Annotated in this window: 16 protein-coding genes, 1 pseudogene and 1 riboswitch; of the genes and pseudogenes, 9 read left to right on the top strand and 8 right to left on the bottom strand. The window is 43.2% G+C overall.

Annotated elements, in window-relative coordinates:
- Positions 1-141: 141 nt before the first annotated feature.
- Positions 142-507 (top strand): annotated as a pseudogene (locus H6G97_RS25555) (nucleoside transporter C-terminal domain-containing protein); the annotation flags it as partial.
- Positions 508-547: 40 nt separating this feature from the next.
- Here H6G97_RS25555 and H6G97_RS25550 read toward each other — a convergent pair.
- Entirely contained in the window at positions 548-1,105 is a 558-nt protein-coding gene (locus H6G97_RS25550; RefSeq protein ID WP_190943412.1) for an RNA 2'-phosphotransferase, read from the bottom strand.
- Positions 1,106-1,173: 68 nt separating this feature from the next.
- A complete protein-coding gene (locus H6G97_RS25545) occupies positions 1,174-2,490 on the bottom strand; it encodes an amino acid permease (protein WP_190943411.1) in 1,317 nt (438 codons plus the stop codon).
- A gap of 1,048 nt (positions 2,491-3,538) precedes the next feature.
- Between H6G97_RS25545 and H6G97_RS25540 the strand changes: the two genes are divergently transcribed.
- On the top strand, positions 3,539-3,952 hold the full coding sequence (locus H6G97_RS25540; RefSeq protein WP_190943410.1) for a hypothetical protein: 414 nt from the start codon (positions 3,539-3,541) through the stop codon (positions 3,950-3,952).
- Positions 3,953-4,385: 433 nt separating this feature from the next.
- Here the strand turns inward: H6G97_RS25540 and H6G97_RS25535 are convergent, their stop codons facing one another.
- On the bottom strand, positions 4,386-5,363 hold the full coding sequence (locus tag H6G97_RS25535; RefSeq protein WP_190943409.1) for a threo-3-hydroxy-L-aspartate ammonia-lyase: 978 nt from the start codon (positions 5,361-5,363) through the stop codon (positions 4,386-4,388).
- Positions 5,364-5,566: 203 nt separating this feature from the next.
- Between H6G97_RS25535 and H6G97_RS25530 the strand changes: the two genes are divergently transcribed.
- From H6G97_RS25530 to H6G97_RS25505, 6 genes are all read left to right on the top strand, one after another.
- Positions 5,567-6,379, top strand: coding sequence for an SDR family NAD(P)-dependent oxidoreductase (locus tag H6G97_RS25530; RefSeq protein ID WP_190943408.1), 813 nt, complete (start codon positions 5,567-5,569; stop codon positions 6,377-6,379).
- Between the two features lie 510 nt (positions 6,380-6,889).
- Positions 6,890-6,997, top strand: a riboswitch (guanidine-I (ykkC/yxkD leader).
- A 97-nt stretch (positions 6,998-7,094) separates the two neighbouring features.
- Positions 7,095-7,853, top strand: a complete 759-nt coding sequence (locus tag H6G97_RS25525; protein ID WP_190943407.1) for an urea amidolyase associated protein UAAP1 — start codon at positions 7,095-7,097, stop codon at positions 7,851-7,853.
- A 67-nt stretch (positions 7,854-7,920) separates the two neighbouring features.
- Positions 7,921-8,562, top strand: a complete 642-nt coding sequence (locus H6G97_RS25520) for an urea amidolyase associated protein UAAP2 (protein ID WP_190943406.1) — start codon at positions 7,921-7,923, stop codon at positions 8,560-8,562.
- A 67-nt stretch (positions 8,563-8,629) separates the two neighbouring features.
- On the top strand, positions 8,630-8,878 hold the full coding sequence (locus tag H6G97_RS25515; RefSeq protein WP_190943405.1) for a hypothetical protein: 249 nt from the start codon (positions 8,630-8,632) through the stop codon (positions 8,876-8,878).
- A gap of 197 nt (positions 8,879-9,075) precedes the next feature.
- Positions 9,076-12,669, top strand: a complete 3,594-nt coding sequence (uca, locus tag H6G97_RS25510) for an urea carboxylase (protein WP_190943404.1) — start codon at positions 9,076-9,078, stop codon at positions 12,667-12,669.
- Between the two features lie 364 nt (positions 12,670-13,033).
- Entirely contained in the window at positions 13,034-14,086 is a 1,053-nt protein-coding gene (locus H6G97_RS25505; protein ID WP_190943403.1) for a hemerythrin domain-containing protein, read from the top strand.
- Between the two features lie 85 nt (positions 14,087-14,171).
- On the opposite strand, the gene H6G97_RS25500 is transcribed toward H6G97_RS25505, so the two are convergent.
- Positions 14,172-15,356: a M20 family metallopeptidase gene (locus H6G97_RS25500; RefSeq protein ID WP_190943402.1), complete on the bottom strand. Its 1,185-nt coding sequence runs from the start codon at positions 15,354-15,356 to the stop codon at positions 14,172-14,174.
- Between the two features lie 279 nt (positions 15,357-15,635).
- On the opposite strand from H6G97_RS25500, the gene H6G97_RS25495 reads away from it, so the two are divergent.
- On the top strand, positions 15,636-16,139 hold the full coding sequence (locus H6G97_RS25495) for a GNAT family N-acetyltransferase (RefSeq protein ID WP_242055213.1): 504 nt from the start codon (positions 15,636-15,638) through the stop codon (positions 16,137-16,139).
- A 40-nt stretch (positions 16,140-16,179) separates the two neighbouring features.
- On the opposite strand, the gene H6G97_RS25490 is transcribed toward H6G97_RS25495, so the two are convergent.
- The 4 genes from H6G97_RS25490 to H6G97_RS25475 form a co-directional block, all read right to left on the bottom strand.
- The gene (locus tag H6G97_RS25490; RefSeq protein WP_190943401.1) at positions 16,180-16,743 is read right to left on the bottom strand and encodes a pentapeptide repeat-containing protein; all 564 of its coding nucleotides are present in this window, start codon (positions 16,741-16,743) and stop codon (positions 16,180-16,182) included.
- A gap of 310 nt (positions 16,744-17,053) precedes the next feature.
- A complete protein-coding gene (locus H6G97_RS25485) occupies positions 17,054-18,814 on the bottom strand; it encodes a protein kinase domain-containing protein (RefSeq protein ID WP_190943400.1) in 1,761 nt (586 codons plus the stop codon).
- A 283-nt stretch (positions 18,815-19,097) separates the two neighbouring features.
- Positions 19,098-19,286 (bottom strand): 30S ribosomal protein S21, encoded by a 189-nt coding sequence (gene rpsU / locus H6G97_RS25480; RefSeq protein ID WP_012407716.1) that lies wholly within the window; start codon positions 19,284-19,286, stop codon positions 19,098-19,100.
- Between the two features lie 222 nt (positions 19,287-19,508).
- On the bottom strand, positions 19,509-19,835 hold the full coding sequence (locus tag H6G97_RS25475; RefSeq protein WP_190943399.1) for an RNA recognition motif domain-containing protein: 327 nt from the start codon (positions 19,833-19,835) through the stop codon (positions 19,509-19,511).
- Positions 19,836-20,052 lie beyond the last annotated feature (217 nt).

Below are 20,052 nucleotides of genomic sequence, written 5' to 3'. Positions count from 1 at the left end.
TACCTATTTTCTCATGAATATTTCATGCTTTGCTTCCAATACACCAGCTTTTATTACAAATACAAGGCATTCGGAATCAGATTCAAATAATACTTATGTACTAGTAATTGGCGCTCGCATTGTGCCAGTTGCGTAAGTCCTGTCTCATTACAGTGGATTTTGTCTTTTATTATGGCTCCGGTGGCGTGGCTAATGGGCGTACCTTGGGCTGATTGTCGGCAAGTTGGCGCTTTATTGGGTACAAAAACAATTTTGAATGAGTTTATTGCTTTTTTGGATTTGAAGGCATTAATTGAAAGTGGTAAAATTTCTCAACGCGCAGTAACTATTGCGACTTACGCATTATGTAATTTTGCAAATATAGGTTCAATTGGCATTACCATCGGCGGCATTACAGGGATAGCACCTAATCGCCAACATGACTTAGCTCGTATGGGTGTAAGGTCGATGATTGGCGGATTGTTAGCAGGATTCATTACTGCTTGTATTGCGGGAATGTTGATTTGAATAAGGATTTAGCTCCCAAGCAAATCTTACTCATGATTTTTTACTCAGTCCCCAGTTTAAATTTTAGATATTCAGGTGGCACATGATCGACTAACCAAACACCATTAGCAGAACAATAAAATATGTAACCCGCCTGATACATTGCCCCAGTATTTACAGCAAAAACTACTGCTTTTCCATGTCTTGCACCAACAGTTTGTGCTGTTGCAATATCCTTCGATAAATGGACATGGTGGCGTAACATTTTGCAAAGTCCTGTTTGCATAATTGACTCTACAGATTTGTGTCCCGTACCGTGATAAAGTTCATCTGGAGGAACAACAGGTTCTAATTGTAAATCGACTTTTACACTATGCCCTTGGTTCGCACGAATCAGATTACCTGTAGAATCAAAAGAAAAGCGTTGTTTTTCGTTTGATTCAACTACCGCCTGTAATTCCTGATAAGTAATTGGAAATTTGTTTGTCGCACAAGCGATAAGTAGGTCATCAACAGCAACCCAACCACCAGGAGCAAGTTTGATTCCAATTGCATCCGGTGTGTGTCGCAGATATTTGCTGAGATATTTGCTGATTTTAACGAGACGAGAATCACTCATTTGATTGTGGTTAGCATGCTCATGCTACAATTATAGTTTTTTGTAGTACAGAATTTTTATTGATGATATTACTTTGTGTAAATTGACAAAATTTCTCTTCCTATCATTGCTAATGCCACTCCAATTATCACAATGAGTGTCACTTTACCACCAGGAACGAGTGGTTGATTTATGCTATCTGAGTTTTCTTGTTCTTGCCGTTGCTTCCAACTCATTAACGCCGGAATAATTCCACCTAAAACTGAAATACTAAATGTTCCGGTGTAATCTAGGGCAGTAAAAAAGATACTGGGGTTGAGTGTGCCGAGAGTCATAGGAGGGAAAAGAACCAGCGAATAGAGAGGTAGACGGCTAGAAAATCCGCGCTGTGCAAGTAGGAAAATATCTTTGAACAAATCCAGCAATCCGTAGACAAATCCAATAAATGATGTGACGATCGCAAACTCTGAAAAAATGGATATTAGCACTCCTAACCATTCCCCTGCGCCACCTGCTCGGAGAATTTGCAGTGGGTCAAAAACACTCATACCATCAGATGCACCATGTAGCATATTGGGATTGACGCTTCCTAAAATTACGGCATTCCACGCCAAGAACATAATTAGAGGAATCACAGAACCAATAAAGATGGACTGTCGAATTTTGTGGGCATCTCCCTCAAGTTGCGTTACAACCAACGGCACAACGTTTTGGAAAAACAATGCCACAGCCATGACTGAAATGGCACTACCAAGAGCACTCCAATCCTGAAATACTAGTTGGGCACTTTGAATGTGCCTTCCTCCCAAAAACAATAGCCCCAAGAAGGAAACGATGACAATTCCGACAAAGGCGCTGTTTAATTTCTCAATAAACTTTTCTCGCCCTAGATACATAATGCCACCAAATAAGAGCGTGAAAGTTGTTGTGCCCGCCCATGTAGGCAATACTTGCATCCCCCAGACTTTTGCGGCCGCCGAACCTAAAATCTTTCCACCTTCGGTGATGTATGCCACCAAGAGAGCATAGTGCATAAATAAATATGCGCCGCCTGCAATTCGCGCTCCTAGTTTACCAAGGATTTTCTCAACAACCCCCAAAAAACCCATACTCGAACGCCCTTGTGTTCGCATCGTGTTTAAGGTAACTTCTGCAACCAATAACCCCGAAACTAGAGCGTAGAGCCAAACAGCAATCAGTCCAGATGTGGATGGTACAATACCAGACGGCAAGGTAACAGCTGGTAGAGCGAGAATCCCAGCCCCAACAGTGGTTCCTGCAATCAATGCAGTACTTCCCAATACACTACCCGGTTGATGATTGAGTTTTTTTCCATCAAATTCGAGATGAGAAAACAACCGATTGACTTGCTCTGAATGTTTGAGAATAGTCTTTATAGGAACCATACTGGATATCCGTACCTAAACCAAACAATATTAACATACGTGAATTTTGTTCGTAGATAGCTTGATTTTATGGCTTTTTCAGCCAAATTTCCGTGTTAAATAAGCGATCGCTCCTTCATTGGTAACACAACTTAAATAACATAAATGTCACTTATAGCACTTTATTAATTACATAGACCACGCAGTAGGGAACATTGTTCCCATATAGAAATGTAGTTTAAATAAATGAAAACTTGTCTAATAAGACGGGGGTCACTCGATCCAGAAACGGGGAAACTAACACCCTTTTTCAATGCAATAGTAAAGTAGCAGATGCGTAGGCGTTCGCGTAGCGTCTCGTAGAGAAGCCCATCGTTCGCGTAGCGTCTCGTACAGAAGATATTGCACTGCTAACTGCGCTCAATTTTTCCATCCCCGCGAGGGGTAATAAATTGAAAACTTCTCATAAAGCGATTTGTGTTCTCAAGCTGGGGTTTGAGTTCTCATGTAAGTATATTTAGTACGCAAAAGCTAATATTGAGTTCTCAAATTGGGGTTTGAGTTCTCGTTTAAGTATATTTAGTACGCAAAAGCTAATATTGAGTTCTCAAACTGGGGTTTGAGTTCTCATTTGAGTATATTGAGTACACAAAAGCTAATATTGCGTTCTCAAACTGGGGTTTGGGTTCTTTTTGCGTAATTTACTGATTTATTAGCAATTTACAGTGTAATAAAAGTTAATAGAGATTTGCAGGAATTTCCTCAGGCTGATCGATACGGAAGTTTTTTAAAGTAAAGAAGCTTAAATCAGTGAATTCGAGAACTGTTGAAGAAGAACCCAGAAGCCAGAATCCAGGAGTCAGAATCAATGAGTGGGGGATTCAGACCCGCCACTCATTGTAGACCGCTAAATGAACGCAAGTGCGTCTCTGAAAGAGAAGATTTAGCGGGGGTCTTAAACCCCTAGATTCATCCACCAGTCGTACAGAATTCATACTGAATTCTGACTCCTGACTCCTGAATTCTGTTTTGATAACCAAATAAATAACCGCATTAAAAGGTAAATTTTATGGCTAGACTAAAAAGAACTTCCCAAGTGCTAGAAAAAGCAGCACGTCGTGCAGCCAGTATCACTTCAATTGATCCAAACTTAGATGTGAATAATGGACTCACTTTATTTGCCTACTCAAGCCTAATTGAGACAATGCGAAATAAAGAAAATACTTACAACACTGCGCTTTCTAACTTAGATAAGATATACCGTGAAATGTTAGAAACAGAGCAGCAGTTGGCAGACATGACAGAACACATACTTATGGGCATTGGGGCTAAATATGGCAAAAGCAGTGTAGAGTATGGTATGGCGGGAGGAGTTCCTAAAAACCAACGCCGCAAGGGATTGCGAGGTGAATCGCCAATTGTTAGTAATGAGCCACCGTCAATGATTGTTGGTGTGAATAGCAATGGCAAAGTAAAAGCGTAGTAAAAGCATAGCGTGTGTTGCGGCTTTAGCCTAATGCACCGGCTCATAAGATGGTGCGTTAGGCGCTTAGATTATGTTTTTATTGATAAATTCTCTTGAAAAAGGTTTATCTACTAAGCCAAATTGAGTTGAATCTTCGTCTTCTAAATGCAAAGCGACTGCTTCACGAAGGTTATGAACAACTTCATCCAGAGTCTCTACCTGAGTTACTACAGAAACTTCTAGACATTCTGCTACGTATACGTGCTGTTCACCTCAATGAATTACTGCTCTAATATTCTGCTTGAACTCCATAAGTCATCTTAAGATTCCAAGAAGTCTATTAAGTTAGGTTATGCTTTCATGCTACACCATTCACTATGAATAATTCGTATCGGCAATAAATCAGAGCGACGCCAAATAACCCGTCGTAGACATTGCCAAGTTTAAGTTTTCAATTCAATCCCACAGAAAACAATTTACCAACTTGTGCCAAATCTACATTTCCACCGCTAATGATGACACCAACTCTCGCCTCTGGTGCTGTCACCACGCCTTCGAGTAAGGCTGCTGCTGCAAGTACTCCCGTAGGTTCAACGACAATTTTCAGACGTTCCCATAAGAAAAACATGGTGCGAAGAATCGCTTCTTCAGATACCGTCACCATATCATCAACGTAATGCAGCACTAAGGGGAAAGTAATTTTACCAAGGCTGGGAGTCCGCGCACCATCGGCGATGGTATTAGGATTTTTGACTGTTTGCAGAGTTTTGGTGTGAAAGGAGCGCGTAGCATCGTCGGCAAGTGCTGGCTCTACCCCGATTACTTTACAATTGGGTAAAATTGCTTTGGCTGCGATCGCACATCCTGAAAGTAAGCCGCCACCGCCACAACAAACTAATAATAAATCCAACTCACCAACTTCTTGGATCAGTTCTAAAGCAGTTGTTCCCTGTCCGGCGACTACATGAGGATGATCGTAAGGGGGAATGAGTGTCAAAGAGCGATCGCTTGCCAAATTTTGAGCTAATTCTTCCCGATTTGTTTCTTGGCGATTGTATAAAATTATCTCTGCACCATAGCCACGAGTAGCAGTTTGTTTAACAGCAGGTGCATCATCAGGCATGACAATAGTGGTGGGAATATTTAGTAATTGCCCAGCTAAAGCGATCGCTTGGGCATGATTTCCCGATGAATAGGTGAGAACGCCTGTTTGTTTTTGGGCTGCCGATAGTTGGGCTAGGGCATTGTACGCACCTCTAAATTTAAATGCCCCCGTGCGTTGAAAATTTTCGCACTTAAAAAATACTTGGCTATTGGTGCGATTGTTAAAGGTTCTAGAAGTAAGCACAGGTGTGCGGTGGGCAATTCCCAAAATGCGCTTTTGTGCTGCTTGTACGTCAGTTATATTAACGGAATTATGTTGTGGCATTGATGACGATATTAAATATTTTTGTTCTTGTTTATATAGATACAGATTTTTATATTTGCGTCTAATATTCTGGATTGAAGCATACTCATTTCAGGTGAATAGTATCATTTATTGTCTACATAAAAATAGCTACAGCAGACATTATATATTACTGTAGCTATTTTTATAAAAGTTAATTAATTCCAGTTAATCATTTTTATCACATGAATAAAACATCTGAAAGTCGGCAAAAAAGAACTGCTTTAATTACAGGAGCAGCTAGTGGTATTGGGTATCAATTAACCCAAATTTTTGCTCGTCATAATTATAATCTTGTGTTAGTAGATAAAAATGAACAAAAACTTACTGAAATTATAGATGAGTTTCCGCAAAAATTTGGCATTTATGTCAGAACTTTTGTTAAAGATTTATCTATCCCAACATCTCCAGAAGAGATTTTCACAGAGTTACAGCAAGCATCCATCAAAATTGATGTGCTGGTTAATAATGCTGGCTTTGGTACTTATGGAGCATTTAACGAAACAGACCTGACTATTGAACTGCAAATGCTTCAGGTAAATATGGTCAGCCTGACTCATTTAACTAAGTTGTTCCTCAAGGATATGGTCGAGCAAAACTATGGAAAAATATTAAATGTGGCCTCAGCCGCCGCTTTTCAACCAGGGCCTCTAATGGCAGTTTATTTTGCGACAAAAGCCTATGTCTTATCATTTTCAGAAGCAATCGCTAATGAATTAGAGGGTACAGGTGTCAGCGTGACTGTTCTTTGTCCAGGGCCGACAGCATCAGAATTCCAACAAACTGCTGCAATGGAAGATTCAAAAATTGCTAGCGTTAATAGAATGATGGATACAGAAACCGTCGCTAGAATTGGTTATCGGGGCTTAATGAAAAACAAAACCGTTGTCGTTCCTGGGATGAGAAATAAAATATTGACTGAAAGCATCAGATTTACACCCAGAAATTTAGTAACAAAGGTTGTCAGAAGTATGCACGAACTTAAAAAAAATAGGTAGTTTGATATTTTATACCCTTTTCAAAAAGACCTGATTGACGGATTTTTTAGAATAAAGAATCTGCTAATCGGGTTTTTTTAGATAACAAAACTTACGCAAAATACCTCTCAAACTCTTCCTCCGTGTTCTCTGTGCCTCTGTGGTTCGATTTTTCTTCACCTGGGCGTAATATCATGTTCGGCAAATCACTTACAATATGTCATTGCGAATGCAACGAAGTGGAATGAAGCAATCGCAAAGGTTTGGGATTGCCGCGCTACGCTCGCAATGACATAAGTATTAAGTCGAACATAATATAAGTCCTAGATATTTATTTCTTGAGAATTCCTTACAGCAACAGCTAACGCAAATCGCCATAGCTGCCCAAGGCAGTCATAGATACAAATTACTTTAAGTACCCTTGCAAAAATAACGATGAGCAAACGTGGCGTAAAAATGTTAATCTAAATAACCAAACCCTCTGTTTATAATATTGTAAAAGTTTCGCAAACTCAAATTGACAACTAAATAAGGATAAGCTTCTAGGGTTCCGATCGCACCAAAATGTGATGTCTGGTCCAAGAGAAGCAGCCGGCTCTGAGCGAGTCGGTCACACGGCGGGAAAAAAGCCCGGGAGAGCCAGACAGCATGACTGTATTGGTAATCTCCTGGGCTTTGTTGTTTGAGTCAGTAGTTTTTTCAATTTTTCAACTGACAACCGTAACAGGAGGATTTTATGGTGCAAGCATCTACTCTGCCGAATCTAGAGGCAATTGATCCAAGCCTGATTTTGCTCGATGAAAAGCTGTCTGGTGGCGCGTATTGGCATTACGTAATCAAACGGGGAAATACACTGCGTGTCACTGATTTGGAAGGATCTTACGGTGTTTCCATAATTTGCTATAACGCCGATAGCCCAATTGAACGGCTGAACATAGCAGATACCGCCAAGATTCAGTTCAACGCCTTCCTCAAAAAAGGCATGGTCATTTACTCTGACATGGGGCGCATTCTGTTCTCTATTACAGAAGATACCTCCGGCCATCACGATTTAATCTGTGGTTGCAGCAATGCTGCTAGCAATGCTGCCAAATATGGCGAAGGCACTTACAACAAATATGGCGAAAGCGATTACAATAACTCCCGTAACAATTTCCTTAAAGCCTTGGGCAAGCGTGGTTTAACTCGTAAAGACTTAATGCCTAACCTTAATTTATTTAGCCGAGTCGCAGTGCATCCAAATGGAGACTTGGAATATGTCACAGGCAATGAAAAACCAGGCAGTTTTATTGATTTACGGGCAGAAATGAATGTGTTGGTAATTATTTCCAACTGTCCCCATGTGTTGCACCCCGATACAGTCTACAAGCCTAAACCAATTCAGCTCACCGTTTGGAAATCATCTGCACCAGCACCGGACGATCTGTGTCGCACTGCAAATGAAGAAGTGATTCGTGGTTTCATTAACACTGATGCTTTATTTGCTCAGGATTAGTTGGTAGGTTAGTTTCCGTTGGCAATCTCTGTTTCTTGGCATCTGAAAATAGAAGAGGAATCTCATTATGGTCGCAACATTACCCATTGAACTCGATCCAGCAAGAGCAATTTATGATCAGGAGTTGGCTGCCCGTCAGCCCTGGTCTAAGATCATCAAAAAAGGGCAAATTTTGCGGATTATCGATCTACTAGGCAATCAAGCCGTTGACACACTAATTTACAACGCTGATGATACCTCAGAGCGTTATAGCGCTCCCGATACCATTGTCCGCCAAGGTAATATTTTCATTACTACAGGCACGCAGTTGATTTCCAACGAAGGAAACGTGATGATGACCGTCATTCACGATCAATGTGGCAAACACGATACCCTAGGTGGGGCGTGTAGCATGGAAAGCAACTCAGTGCGCTATGGGCTGCACAAGAAGCATCTGCACGCTTGTGTCGAGAATTACTTGCTGGAACTGAGCAAGTACGAGATGAACAAACGCGATCTCGTCAGCAATGTGAATTTCTACATGAATGTTCCTGTCAACGAAGATGGCACATTGGAAATTGTCGATGGGATTTCCGAAGCCGGGAAGATCATCGACCTACGGGCAGAGATGGATGTGATGGTGTTGATTTCTAACTGTCCGCAAATCAACAACCCATGCAATGCTTACAATCCTACGCCAGTTAGGTTGATTGTTTGGGACGCAGCTTGATGCTTCCACCCCCTGAAGGGGTTGAATTGTTGTTTCAACCACAGCACCCGTAGGGGCACGGCATGCCGTGCCCCTACAAATTTACTCGGAAGTTGAACCTCTGAACTCGGAAGTTGAGCCTTTGAACTCGGAGGTTGAGCCTCTGAACTCGGAGGTTGCACCTCTGAACTCGGAAGTTGAACCTCTGAACTCGGAAGTTGAGCCTCTGAACTCGGAAGTTGAACCTCTGAACTCGGAAGTTGAGCCTCTGAACTCGGAGGTTGCACCTTTGAACTCGGAAGTTGCACCTTTGAACTCGGAATTTTCAAAATTATAAAGGAACAAAGGTGAATGGTAGAGACTATTTCTGCAAAAATGGGATAGTCCCTATGCTTGTTGGTTGCTGGTTCAGTTCTTAGGGACTAGCAAAGAATAAATTATTCCAAATTATTTGTAGATTTGTAGGAGCGCAAGGTCTTGCGCCTCTTGATGGGATGTTTTTTAACTGGAAGTCTCTTAATTGATTTAGCGCTGATGTTCAACAAAGTTTTGATTGCTAATCGGGGTGAAATTGCTTGCCGAATTATTCGCACCCTCGATCGCCTCGGTATTGCCTCGGTTGCAGTCTACTCCCAAGCCGATGCCCACGCTGCCCATGTTGCAGCAGCTGGGGAAGCCGTCTGTGTTGGAGATGCGGCGGCGGCGCAAAGTTATCTTCGGACTGAGGCGATTTTGACGGCAGCACAGGTGACTGGTGCTGAGGCAATTCATCCCGGCTATGGGTTTTTGAGTGAGAATGTGGACTTTGCCGAAGCTTGTGCGGCAGCAGGAATTGTGTTTATTGGGCCTACACCCGATCAACTGCGGCGATTTGGACTTAAACATGAAGCAAGAGCGATCGCCCAAGCTGTGGGAGTGCCACTTGTCCCCGGTAGTTTGTTGTTAGATAATTTGCAGCAAGTCAAACAGGCAGCAGCAGAAATTGGCTATCCTGTGATGATCAAAAGTACGGCGGGAGGTGGTGGCATTGGTATGCAGTTGTGCCGGGGCGAAGACACTTTGGCAGACTTGTTTGAAAATGTCCAACGGTTAAGCCGCAATAACTTTAGTCAGAGTGGAGTATTTTTAGAAAAATACATCGAACGGGCGCGACACATTGAAGTGCAAATTTTTGGTGATGGTGAAGGGAACGTAGTTGCCCTCGGTGAACGCGATTGTTCAACCCAACGGCGCAATCAAAAAGTGATTGAAGAAGCCCCTGCACCGAATATTAATGATGCTCTCCGGCAGCGCTTGTATGAGTCTGCCGTTAAACTCGGTGAGGAGATTCGCTATCAATCGGCTGGTACGGTTGAGTTTATCTACGATGTGGATAGTCAACAGTTCTACTTCTTAGAGGTGAATACCCGCTTACAGGTGGAACATGGCGTAACAGAAGCTATTACAGGCGTGGATTTAGTAGAGTGGATGGTGCGTCAGGCGGCAGGTGAGTCGCTGGAGTTGGCATCCTACCAGTATCAACCGCAAGGACATTCGATTCAGGTGCGGGTTTATGCCGAAGATGCCAATAAAAATTTTCAGCCGAGTTCGGGTGAGTTAACTCAAGTGCAATTTGCTTCTGGTATTCGCTGTGATACTTGGATTGCTACTGGCACAAAAGTGTCGCCGTTTTACGATCCATTGTTGGCAAAGGTAATTGTGCATGGACACTCAAGAGAAGATGCGATCGCTATTCTCCAAAATGCCCTTGCTCAATCTCGCATCGATGGCATTGAAACCAATTTGGAATACTTGCGCCAAATTATTGCCGATTCGACGTTTGTTGAAGGCAATATTACCACAAAATTTACCAATAGCTTTACTTATCGCCCGAATACAATCGATGTGCTAGTTCCAGGGACGATGACCACCATTCAAGATTATCCGGGACGGGTAGGCTACTGGAATATCGGCGTACCACCCTCTGGCCCAATGGATTCTTTAGCGTTTCGGTTGGGCAACCGGATTTTAGGTAATTCAGAATCAGCAGCCGGGTTGGAATGTACCCTATCTGGCCCCGCTTTGCGCTTCAATTGCGACACCGTGATTTGCCTCACGGGAGCGCCGATGAAAGCTACTTTAGATAAACAACCGATTCCCTATTGGACGGCAGTTTCGGTAAAAGCTGGGAGTACGCTACGGTTAGGTAACATTCAAGGTAATGGTTTCCGCACCTATATTAGTGTGCAAGGCGGGTTTGATGTACCCGATTATTTAGGCAGTAAAGCAACTTTTACCTTGGGTGCGTTTGGCGGACATGGCGGCAGAGCCTTACAGGTGGGCGATGTCCTCAAATTGTATCCCTTTGCGTCTCAAGAACCGCAACCCATTTCTCCCGAATTGATTCCCAGCTACTCAAATCATTGGGAAATTGGCGTTTTGTATGGCCCTCATGGTGCGCCGGATTTCTTCACCGATGAAGACATTGAGACTTTTTTCAGTACTCATTGGGAAGTGCATTACAACTCAGCGCGAACCGGAATTAGGTTGATTGGGCCAAAACCAACCTGGGCGCGGAAAGATGGCGGTGAAGCGGGGCTACATCCTTCCAATATTCATGACAATGCTTATGCCGTTGGTACAGTTGATTTCACCGGAGATATGCCGATTATTCTGGGTTTGGATGGGCCGAGTTTGGGAGGCTTTGTCTGTCCTGCTGCGATCGCAGCAGCACAACTCTGGAAAATTGGGCAACTAAAACCAGGGAATACGATTCAATTCCATCGCCTCACCTTTGACCAAGCATTGTACCAAGAATTGCAGTTGGATCGGCAAATCCAAAGGCTACAAGTGGGAGAATCGATGGTTGTAATGGCTGACGGCTCCGAAAATCGCGCAATTGTCGCAGAAATTCCCGCAGATGATCAGCAAATTGCCGTTATTTACCGCCAAGCTAGTGATAAATACTTGCTGATTGAATACGGAGATTTAGTGCTGGATTTGAAGTTGCGTTTCCGGGTACATGAGTTAATGGTTTATTTGCAAACCAACCCCATTGATGGGATTTTAGAATTAACGCCGGGAATGCGATCGCTACAAATTCACTACGATAGCCGCGTCATTTCCCAATCAAATTTAGTTGCTGCATTACAAAATATCGAATCTCATCTACCAGATATTTCTAACTTAGAAGTGCCGACTCGTATTGTACATTTACCACTGTCTTGGGATGACGAATCAACTCAACTCGCCATTCAAAAATATATGCAATCGGTGCGAAAAGATGCACCTTGGTGTCCTAGCAATATTGAATTTATTCGGCGGATTAATGGACTGGGCAGCATTGCAGAAGTCAAAAAAATTGTTTTTAATGCCAGTTATTTGGTGATGGGTTTAGGTGATGTTTATCTCGGTGCGCCAGTAGCAGTACCCCTCGATCCCCGTCATCGCCTTGTCACCACAAAATATAATCCCGCCCGTACCTGGACTCCTGAGAATGCAGTCGGCATCGGTGGTGCATATCTCTGCGTTTATGGCATGGAGGGACCGGGTGGCTATCAGTTTGTCGGACGCACCGTACAGATGTGGAATCGCTACAAACAAACCACAGATTTTAAAGATGGCAAACCTTGGCTGTTGCGATTCTTCGATCAAATTCGCTTTTATCCAGTTTCTCACGAAGAACTAATGCGCCATCAAGAGGATTTTATTGAAGGCAAATTCAAACTCAAAATTGAAGAAACCACGTTTAAATTCCGCGACTATCAACAGTTTTTACAGGAAATTGCTCAAGAGGCGACGACATTCCAAACCCGTCAGCGAATTGCTTTTCGAGAAGAACGCGATCGCTGGACAACAGCCCAAGATGAAAGCACCCTCATCGCCCCCGATCTCCCACCCGCAGATGTAACGACTATTCCCGATGATTGCTACGCCCTGATCGCCCCAACGATGGCAAACGTCTGGCAGGTATTAATCAAAGTGGGCGATCGCATCACCGAAGACACGAGTGTAATTATTTTGGAAGCAATGAAACAAGAAATGACTCTGTTACCGGATGATCCCGGAACCGTTGTAGAAGTCCTCTGTGAACCAGGGCAACTCGTCACCGCCGGGCAGGTATTAGCGATCATCCGAGGAGAAGCATGATCGCCAAATTTTAGTAGTGTTTCTAAAAGTTGAGGCTGACGTTCGCACAAAGCGTTTTGACTCCTACAAAATTATAGATTTGATAGGAGTCTTAAACCCGCTTATTCATGCGCCAATGTACAGAATATCCAAATGTTTTATAAAGTTAGTATTTATTACTTAAAATATTATCCACCTGGGTATATAATGCAGATTTAAATATTATCTATCTAAAAGTATAAAAACAGAAATTGTAACGAAAGTTTGTGTTTCTCTACCCAGAGTTATGAACGCGATCGCTCAAAAGAAAGATGGAATCTCCCTAGTCTCTGTGTCAAGGTTATATCAAGTAAGAATTATGAACACTTTGCCGAGGAGAACACGGATGGTAACTACTTTAGATGATACGAAACGCAATGCTATTGCTGTAAAACTTGCAAGTCTTAAAGCCCTCCAACAGTTGGTCATCGAAAATGAGCAATCACTTTTGACGCAAGGACTAGACGCAGAAATTGCTGATCGCATTCGGAATTTCATCAAGGATGACGAAAAAAATCTTGGCATTCTGGAAACTGTAATTGGTCAGTATGGCATTCAGGCTGAACCCAAACAAAATGTTACACAATTCATTGAAAAAGCTCGCGAATTGTTCAAAGGTTCTGAGTTAAGCCTGTATGAGAAAGTCTCTCAGCATGAATTGCTGAAACATCAAGTAGTAATGAGTGGCTTGATAGTTCACAAAGCTGCTCAAAAAGTTGGCGCTGATGTGTTGCTAGCGATCGGGCCCTTGAATACAATTAACTTTGAGAACCGCGCTCACCAAGAACAACTCAAAGGCGTTTTGGAAATTCTAGGTGTTCGTGAATTGACTGGACAAGATGCAGATCAAGGAATTTGGGCGCGTGTTCAAGACGCTATGGCCGCAGTCAGTGGTGTAGTAGGTAGCGCTGTCACCCAAACCAGCGACAAAAGCGATCTGAATATCCAAGATGTCATCCGCTTGGATCACAACAAGGTAAATACCTTGTTCACCGAACTACTGCAAAGCGACAATCCACAGAAGATCCAAGAGTACTTCGGTCAAATTTACAAGGATTTAACTGCTCACGCTGAAGCTGAAGAGGAAGTAGTTTATCCAAGAGTACGTCCTTTCTACGGTCAAGATGACACCCAAGAACTGTTTGACGAACAAGCTGAAATGAAGCGCGTTTTAGAGCAAATTAAAGCTATCAGCCCTTCTTCATCTGAATTCAAAGATCAAATTAGAAAGCTAATGGAAGCTGTTGGCGACCACATTCGTCAAGAAGAAAGCACAATGTTTGCTGCTATTCGTAACAACTTGAGCAGCGATCAAAGTGAGCAACTGGCTACCGAATTCAAAGCCGCTAAGACCAGAATTCAAGAAAAACTGGGTGTTGTTACCGAATCGAAAGCGTAGAATGCTTTCGGGCTTTCAATATCCGCTAGCTAAAAAAGGTTAGTTAAACAAAAACTCCCAGCGTTTATCTGCTGGGAGTTTTTGTTTACGAATTTTGCTGACAGTATTTATAAGCGGTATACGCCATAGTTACCACCCCGGTGATAATTGCAGATTCATCAACTTCAAATTGGGGATGGTGTAATGGGTGATTAATAATTCTTTCTTTATAGCCTACACCCAAGCGAAACATAGAACCGGGGACGTGTTCTAAATACATAGAAAAATCTTCAGCACCAAGGGAAGGTTCGGGTAAGACTTGAACGCGATCGCTACTCCAAGCTTCTTCTGCGGCTGATTGCAACAATTGCGTCAAGGCGTAATCATTTTGGACGCTAGGTACACCCTGGCGATAATTGACTTGATATTTTGCCCCGTAGGTATGGCAAACATTAGCTACAATATTTTCAATCCAGTTGGGTAGATGGGCACGGGTTTCGGGATGGAGCGATCGCACGGTTCCCAATAACTGCACTTTATCAGCAATTATATTCGGCGCTCTGCCACCATTAATCTTCCCGATGCTCAATACTACAGGGCGCAACGGATTCTGTGTCCGGCTGATGGCTTGTTGCAGCGCAGTAATGGCTTGGCAAGCAATCCAAATCGCATCAATCGCCTCATGGGGACGCGCCCCATGCCCAGATTCTCCCATAATCAGAATTTCTAAATCATCAGCGGCGGCTGTTAATGCCCCGTAACGCACACCAATAGATCCTGCGGGTATAGAAGGGAAAACATGAACCCCTAATAAAGCCGAGACATTTTCCATTGCCCCATCTTTCACCATCCAGCTTGCCCCTTGAGCAATCTCCTCGGCTGGCTGAAATAAAAATCGCACTTTTCCACCCAACTCCTCAGCCACTTGGGACAGCACCATTGCCGTTCCTAACCCCACGGTGGTGTGGACATCGTGACCGCACGCGTGCATAATACCATCTGCGCGAGAGGCATATTCCAAATTAGTGCCCTCTTGAATTGGCAAGGCATCCATATCAGTGCGAATTGCCAATAAACGGTCATTTTGGCTAGTGCCTTGGAGTTCTCCAATAACGCCCGTTTTACCAACTCCTTCTTGTACGTGCAGACCACTGGAAGACAAAACACCAGCTACAAAAGCCGCTGTTTGGTACTCCTGACCGCTGAGTTCAGGGTGAGAGTGGATGTGACGGCGAATTTCAATTAAACGAGGCGCTAGTTTTGTTGCTAAGTCTTTAATACGAGTAAGCATCGATTTTATTAATCTATAGGCTTTTTTCCCATGATAAAGAACTGTTAACAAACAAAATGCTTTTGCTATACAAGGATAGTTAATAACAAGCAAAGGAGGCAGGGGAAACAGGGAAAAAATTAATAAGTAGGTCGGCGTAAATAATTATCGTTGGGATAAGGCAGGGAGCAGGGGGAAAGAGGGTTTTAACCTTGTTTACTTTTCTTCACATAGTTTACTTTTATTGTGCCGACTTACTTAGACCTCTTGCAAAGTTATTTTATTGTATGAGAGTAGGCTTTGACTTTAAGTTGCTTTACTCAAATGCGAATTGAACCATACGACCCCCATCAACTTGATGCCGTCATTCGTCTTTCGCTTCGCGCATGGACTCCGGTTTTTGATTCGATTCAGAAAGCGATTGACCTTGACGTGTACCGGGAACTCTATCCCACCGATTGGCGTGTAAGCCAGCAAAAGGCTGTCGAGGGAGTTTGTGCAGCAGCGGACACAAAGGTATGGGTTGCAATCGACTCTGGTTCAACCGTGGGCTTTATAGCTGTGAAACTCGACTTACAGAGCAGCTTGGGAGAAATTTACATGATCGCCGTCGATCCAGACTATCAACGTCGAGGCATTGGCACCGCTCTCATTGAATTCACTCTTGATTGGATGAAAGTTGCTGGGATGTCCGTCGCTATGGTCGAGACTGGAGGCGATCCTGGCCATGCCCCGGCACGTTGTACATATCAAAAGCTGGGTTTTGGGCTGTTACCAATCGCCAGATACTTCAAAAAGTTGTAGGTGCGGAAGGTTTGAAATGCCCCATGCCCCATGCTCCAATTTATTTTGAATAGCAGGTTGTGCCTAAAGTATTTTCGGATTTGAACTCGTTACATTCTCTGGCATTTTGACGCTCTAATGACCAGCCATAAGGTTTGTCGGAGGTGACGACACCATTAGCTAGAGTTGTTAGTCGGAAGTTAGCCCCCCGAAAATTAGTAAACTGCAATTTGGCATCTTTTAAGTTTGCTGCTTCCAAATTGGCGCTGATGAAACCGGCATAAGATAAATCGGCATTTTCCAGGGATGCTGATTTTAAATTTGCTCCTGTTAAAGAAGCACCACTAAGATTTACTGTATTCAGAATCGCACCTTCTAAATTTGCACCAGTGAGATCGGCATTCGTAAGATTAGCTTGAGATAATGTAGCGCCGCTCAAGTCAGCCCCTCGTAAATTTGCTCCACTGAGATTCAGTTCAGTTAGGTCAGCACCACTTAAATTACACCGAGGACAGGTACTTGTTGCCTTCAACTGATCCAAGTCTAGCTGATTTAATGCAACAGCCTGCTGTGCAAACCCGAAACAAGCTAACAAGGCGACAGTAGCAACAATCTTAAGTTTCATATTTTTTACTGAATATTTGCAAAAATGACAAGTCACGCACATCACGTACTGTCATAGTTACATATACCGCTGCTCTAAGGAAGAACAGGGATGAAGCATTCATTAAGAAGGTGTAAAAATACTATAAATTCTAATTGTAAGACTACTCAAACTGAAATATAAGCTATAGAATCGAGTTCGTAAGCAACTATACCGAACCAATTATAGACTACCACATATGTGATCCCCCTAGCGCGATGAAAAATGCGACTAGGGGGATCTTGTTTTTGGGCATTGGGCATTAATTCTTCCTCTGCCTCCCCTACCTCCCTCACCGCCATCCCAGAAGACGCAATCCAGGGACAATTAGGTAGTAACTTACTCCTAACCAGAAGCTGATAAAGAAGCCTACAGAACCAAAAAAGGTCAGAGGCGAATATAACTCTGACCAACCTGGTTGACTGGTAAATTGGAAGATCGGAGGTGCTAACCTCAAAAGAATCAAAATGGCATAGGCGATCGCACTGCCAAAGGCCGAGAACACAGCGTACACTATATGATGGCTGCGAAGTCCTAAGCTCAAGGTGAGTAGGCAAACTGCTACTAAAATCACTGCCACTAAACCCTCACCACTATCTTTTGGTGTGATTAATTGCAAAATCAACCAGCCGAAGCCATAGCTAATCATACCCATCAGGGATGCCACTAAAAACCGCCGCCGTTGACCAAAACACCCGGATGCTGTCAGTCCCCAAGCGGTTCCCCACCCGGCTGCAACGAATACCAAAATATCTGCCCCGAAGATGGGTTGAGTATTTGGCACTAATTGGTTTAGCTGACTTCCAATAAATTCCACAACCTGACGCCCCAAGCTGGTACGATAGGCCAAAATAAAACCAGCGATCGCCCCAAAACAAGCGCCGATACTACTCAGAATTATCGCCCAAATCATCGCCAAACAAGCTCGGAAAATTTTGATGATTGTCTGAGCAATAAAAATAATGGTTTTAGTTACACCTTGGCTAAAGTTAGCCAAAATTTGTTCGATAGCTTGTGTTAGCAGTGTAAATCTCTGGGAAGCTTGGGTTGAAGCTTGCTTAATCTTGTTTCGCTGTTGGGAAAACAACCCTGGTGGCGGTAATGGTTGAGAAATCTTCGCCAAACGTTTTTGAATTATAGCTGCATTTGCTGGACGCGATCGCACATCCTCCTGCACCATCTCATCCAGCAAATCTGCTAGTTGCGGGTTAACATTTACCGTAGTTCGCCAGCGCAATTTCCCCGTTTGCTGATCTTCCAACTCTAGCGGGTATTTGCCTGTTAGTAGTTCAATTATCGTTCGACCAAGGGCATAAAAATCGGCACTTGGCCCGACAATACTTCCAGTCACTTGTTCTGGTGGACTGTACCCAGAAGAAAATAATCGCGTGGAACTAGACTGAGAACGCAGTTTAGAGGCACTAAATTGTTTCGCCCCACCAAAATCAATTAATACCAAGCGATCGCCCTCTATTTGCCCTTGAGGAGGGGTTACAGATGGCGCAGAAGTGCCCAGCATTAAATTAGAAGGTTTGATATCCCGGTGCAGAATCTGACGTTTATGTAATTCCTGTAAAATCTGTACAACTTGGGTAAACCAGTTTAAAACCAAATCCTCTGGACACCCTTGAGGAAACTTTTTTAATATCTCCTCTAAAGTCCGCCCATTGATTTTTTCCATTATCAGACAAGGCAGTTGGTGTGGTTTAGGATTAAACAGTTGTACGTGAAAATACCCATCGGCATCGACTTGGGGGACACCTGGATGCTGCAAGCTAGATAAAACCGCCGCTTCTTGGGTAAATAATTCCAGCGCCTTTCGTGAATCTTCTACCAACACTTTCAGCACTTTTTCGGTTTGAGTTTTTTCATCCCAAACCGTGTATATTTGAGCAAATCCTCCCGATCCCAAGGGCTGAAGTGGAACATAGCGGTCTAACAACTCTAGCGGTGCGCCACAGCTGTTGCAAAATTTGTTTCCCCAAGGTTGAGGATAAGGACGTTGACAATCAGGATTTATGCAGTGAACCGTCCTCTGAGTGATGTGGAACACAACCGCTACAATACAAAGGCTGACTTGATTTTAGCGTTTCTTCAGGTTTCCTGATTTTTAAAATAAGTAAAAGGAAAACCCTCATAGATTTTATGAGGGCATTCATTGATATTTACAGCAGATTTCCAGAAAGGCGAAATACACAAGCTAAGTCTCAAAGCAAGGTATAAAGCCTATTTTACTTCTGTTAGCGCAGCGGGGTGTAGCCCATTCTGACCGCAGGCGGAGCGTCTTTGGCTTTGCTCCTGAATTCTGATTCCTGAATTCTGCTGTATGTCAGTTCTTAGTTACGAAAACTTCTCTTACTCTGCCTATGCTTGGCAACTTCTTTGCGCTTGCGTTTTTCTAGAGGTGTTTCAAAATGACGATGCTTTCTCATGTCTGGAAAAATTCCAGCCTTGGAAACTTCTCGCTTAAATCGTCGTAAGGCTGATTCAATGTGTTCATTGTCGCCTACAATTACTTGGGTCATTATATCTCCTACTAAGTTGACTTCATCAAAGGCGGTGCAGGCATTCAGGAGTGCTGTTAGCGGTAGCGGGGCGTTTAGCCCGTGCTATTTAACTCCATAGATAAAAAATCTAGAGGATTAAAATAAGGACGGGCACTCAGCACTACTTCGGTAACATTACAAAAAAAAGACAGACTCCTTGTCTGACCTTAAGACTCTAGGTAAATTTTTTTGTTTCCAAGATTAGTAGCGGTTGCGTCCACCGCCGCCGCCGCCGTATCCTCCTCCTCTGTTACCACCACCAAAGGAACCTCTATCACCTCTGTCTTCTTTGGGTTTAGCCTTATTTACTTTCAGGTCACGACCCATCCACTCAGCGCCGTCGAGAGCTTCAATAGCAGCGGTTTCTTCAGCTTCAGTTCCCATTTCCACAAAGGCAAAGCCTCGCGGACGACCTGTTTCGCGGTCAGTAGGTACTTGAACTCGTTTTACAGTACCATATTCTGCAAAAATACCACTTAAATCTTCTTGTGTAACGTCATAAGAGAGGTTACCTACATAAATTGACATCGATTCTCTCCAAAATCATCACTGTGTAGAGATTTTAATTTCTCTGAGAAGTCTGTAAATACTAAAAGGAAAAAGCCTTTCAATACTAAAACCAAAGACATCACTGAATTAACTCTCATAAATCTAGGATGACATACGAGCCAACTCTCTGCATCCAGTAGATAGTTAATCAGTGACGCGATCGCTTAAGTGCGATCGCCCGCCCCTACCTACCCTA

Origin of the sequence: Nostoc flagelliforme FACHB-838 (genome assembly GCF_014698065.1) — a bacterium.
Lineage (GTDB): Bacteria > Cyanobacteriota > Cyanobacteriia > Cyanobacteriales > Nostocaceae > Nostoc > Nostoc flagelliforme_B.
This window is presented reverse-complemented; position numbering and strand designations above follow the sequence as displayed.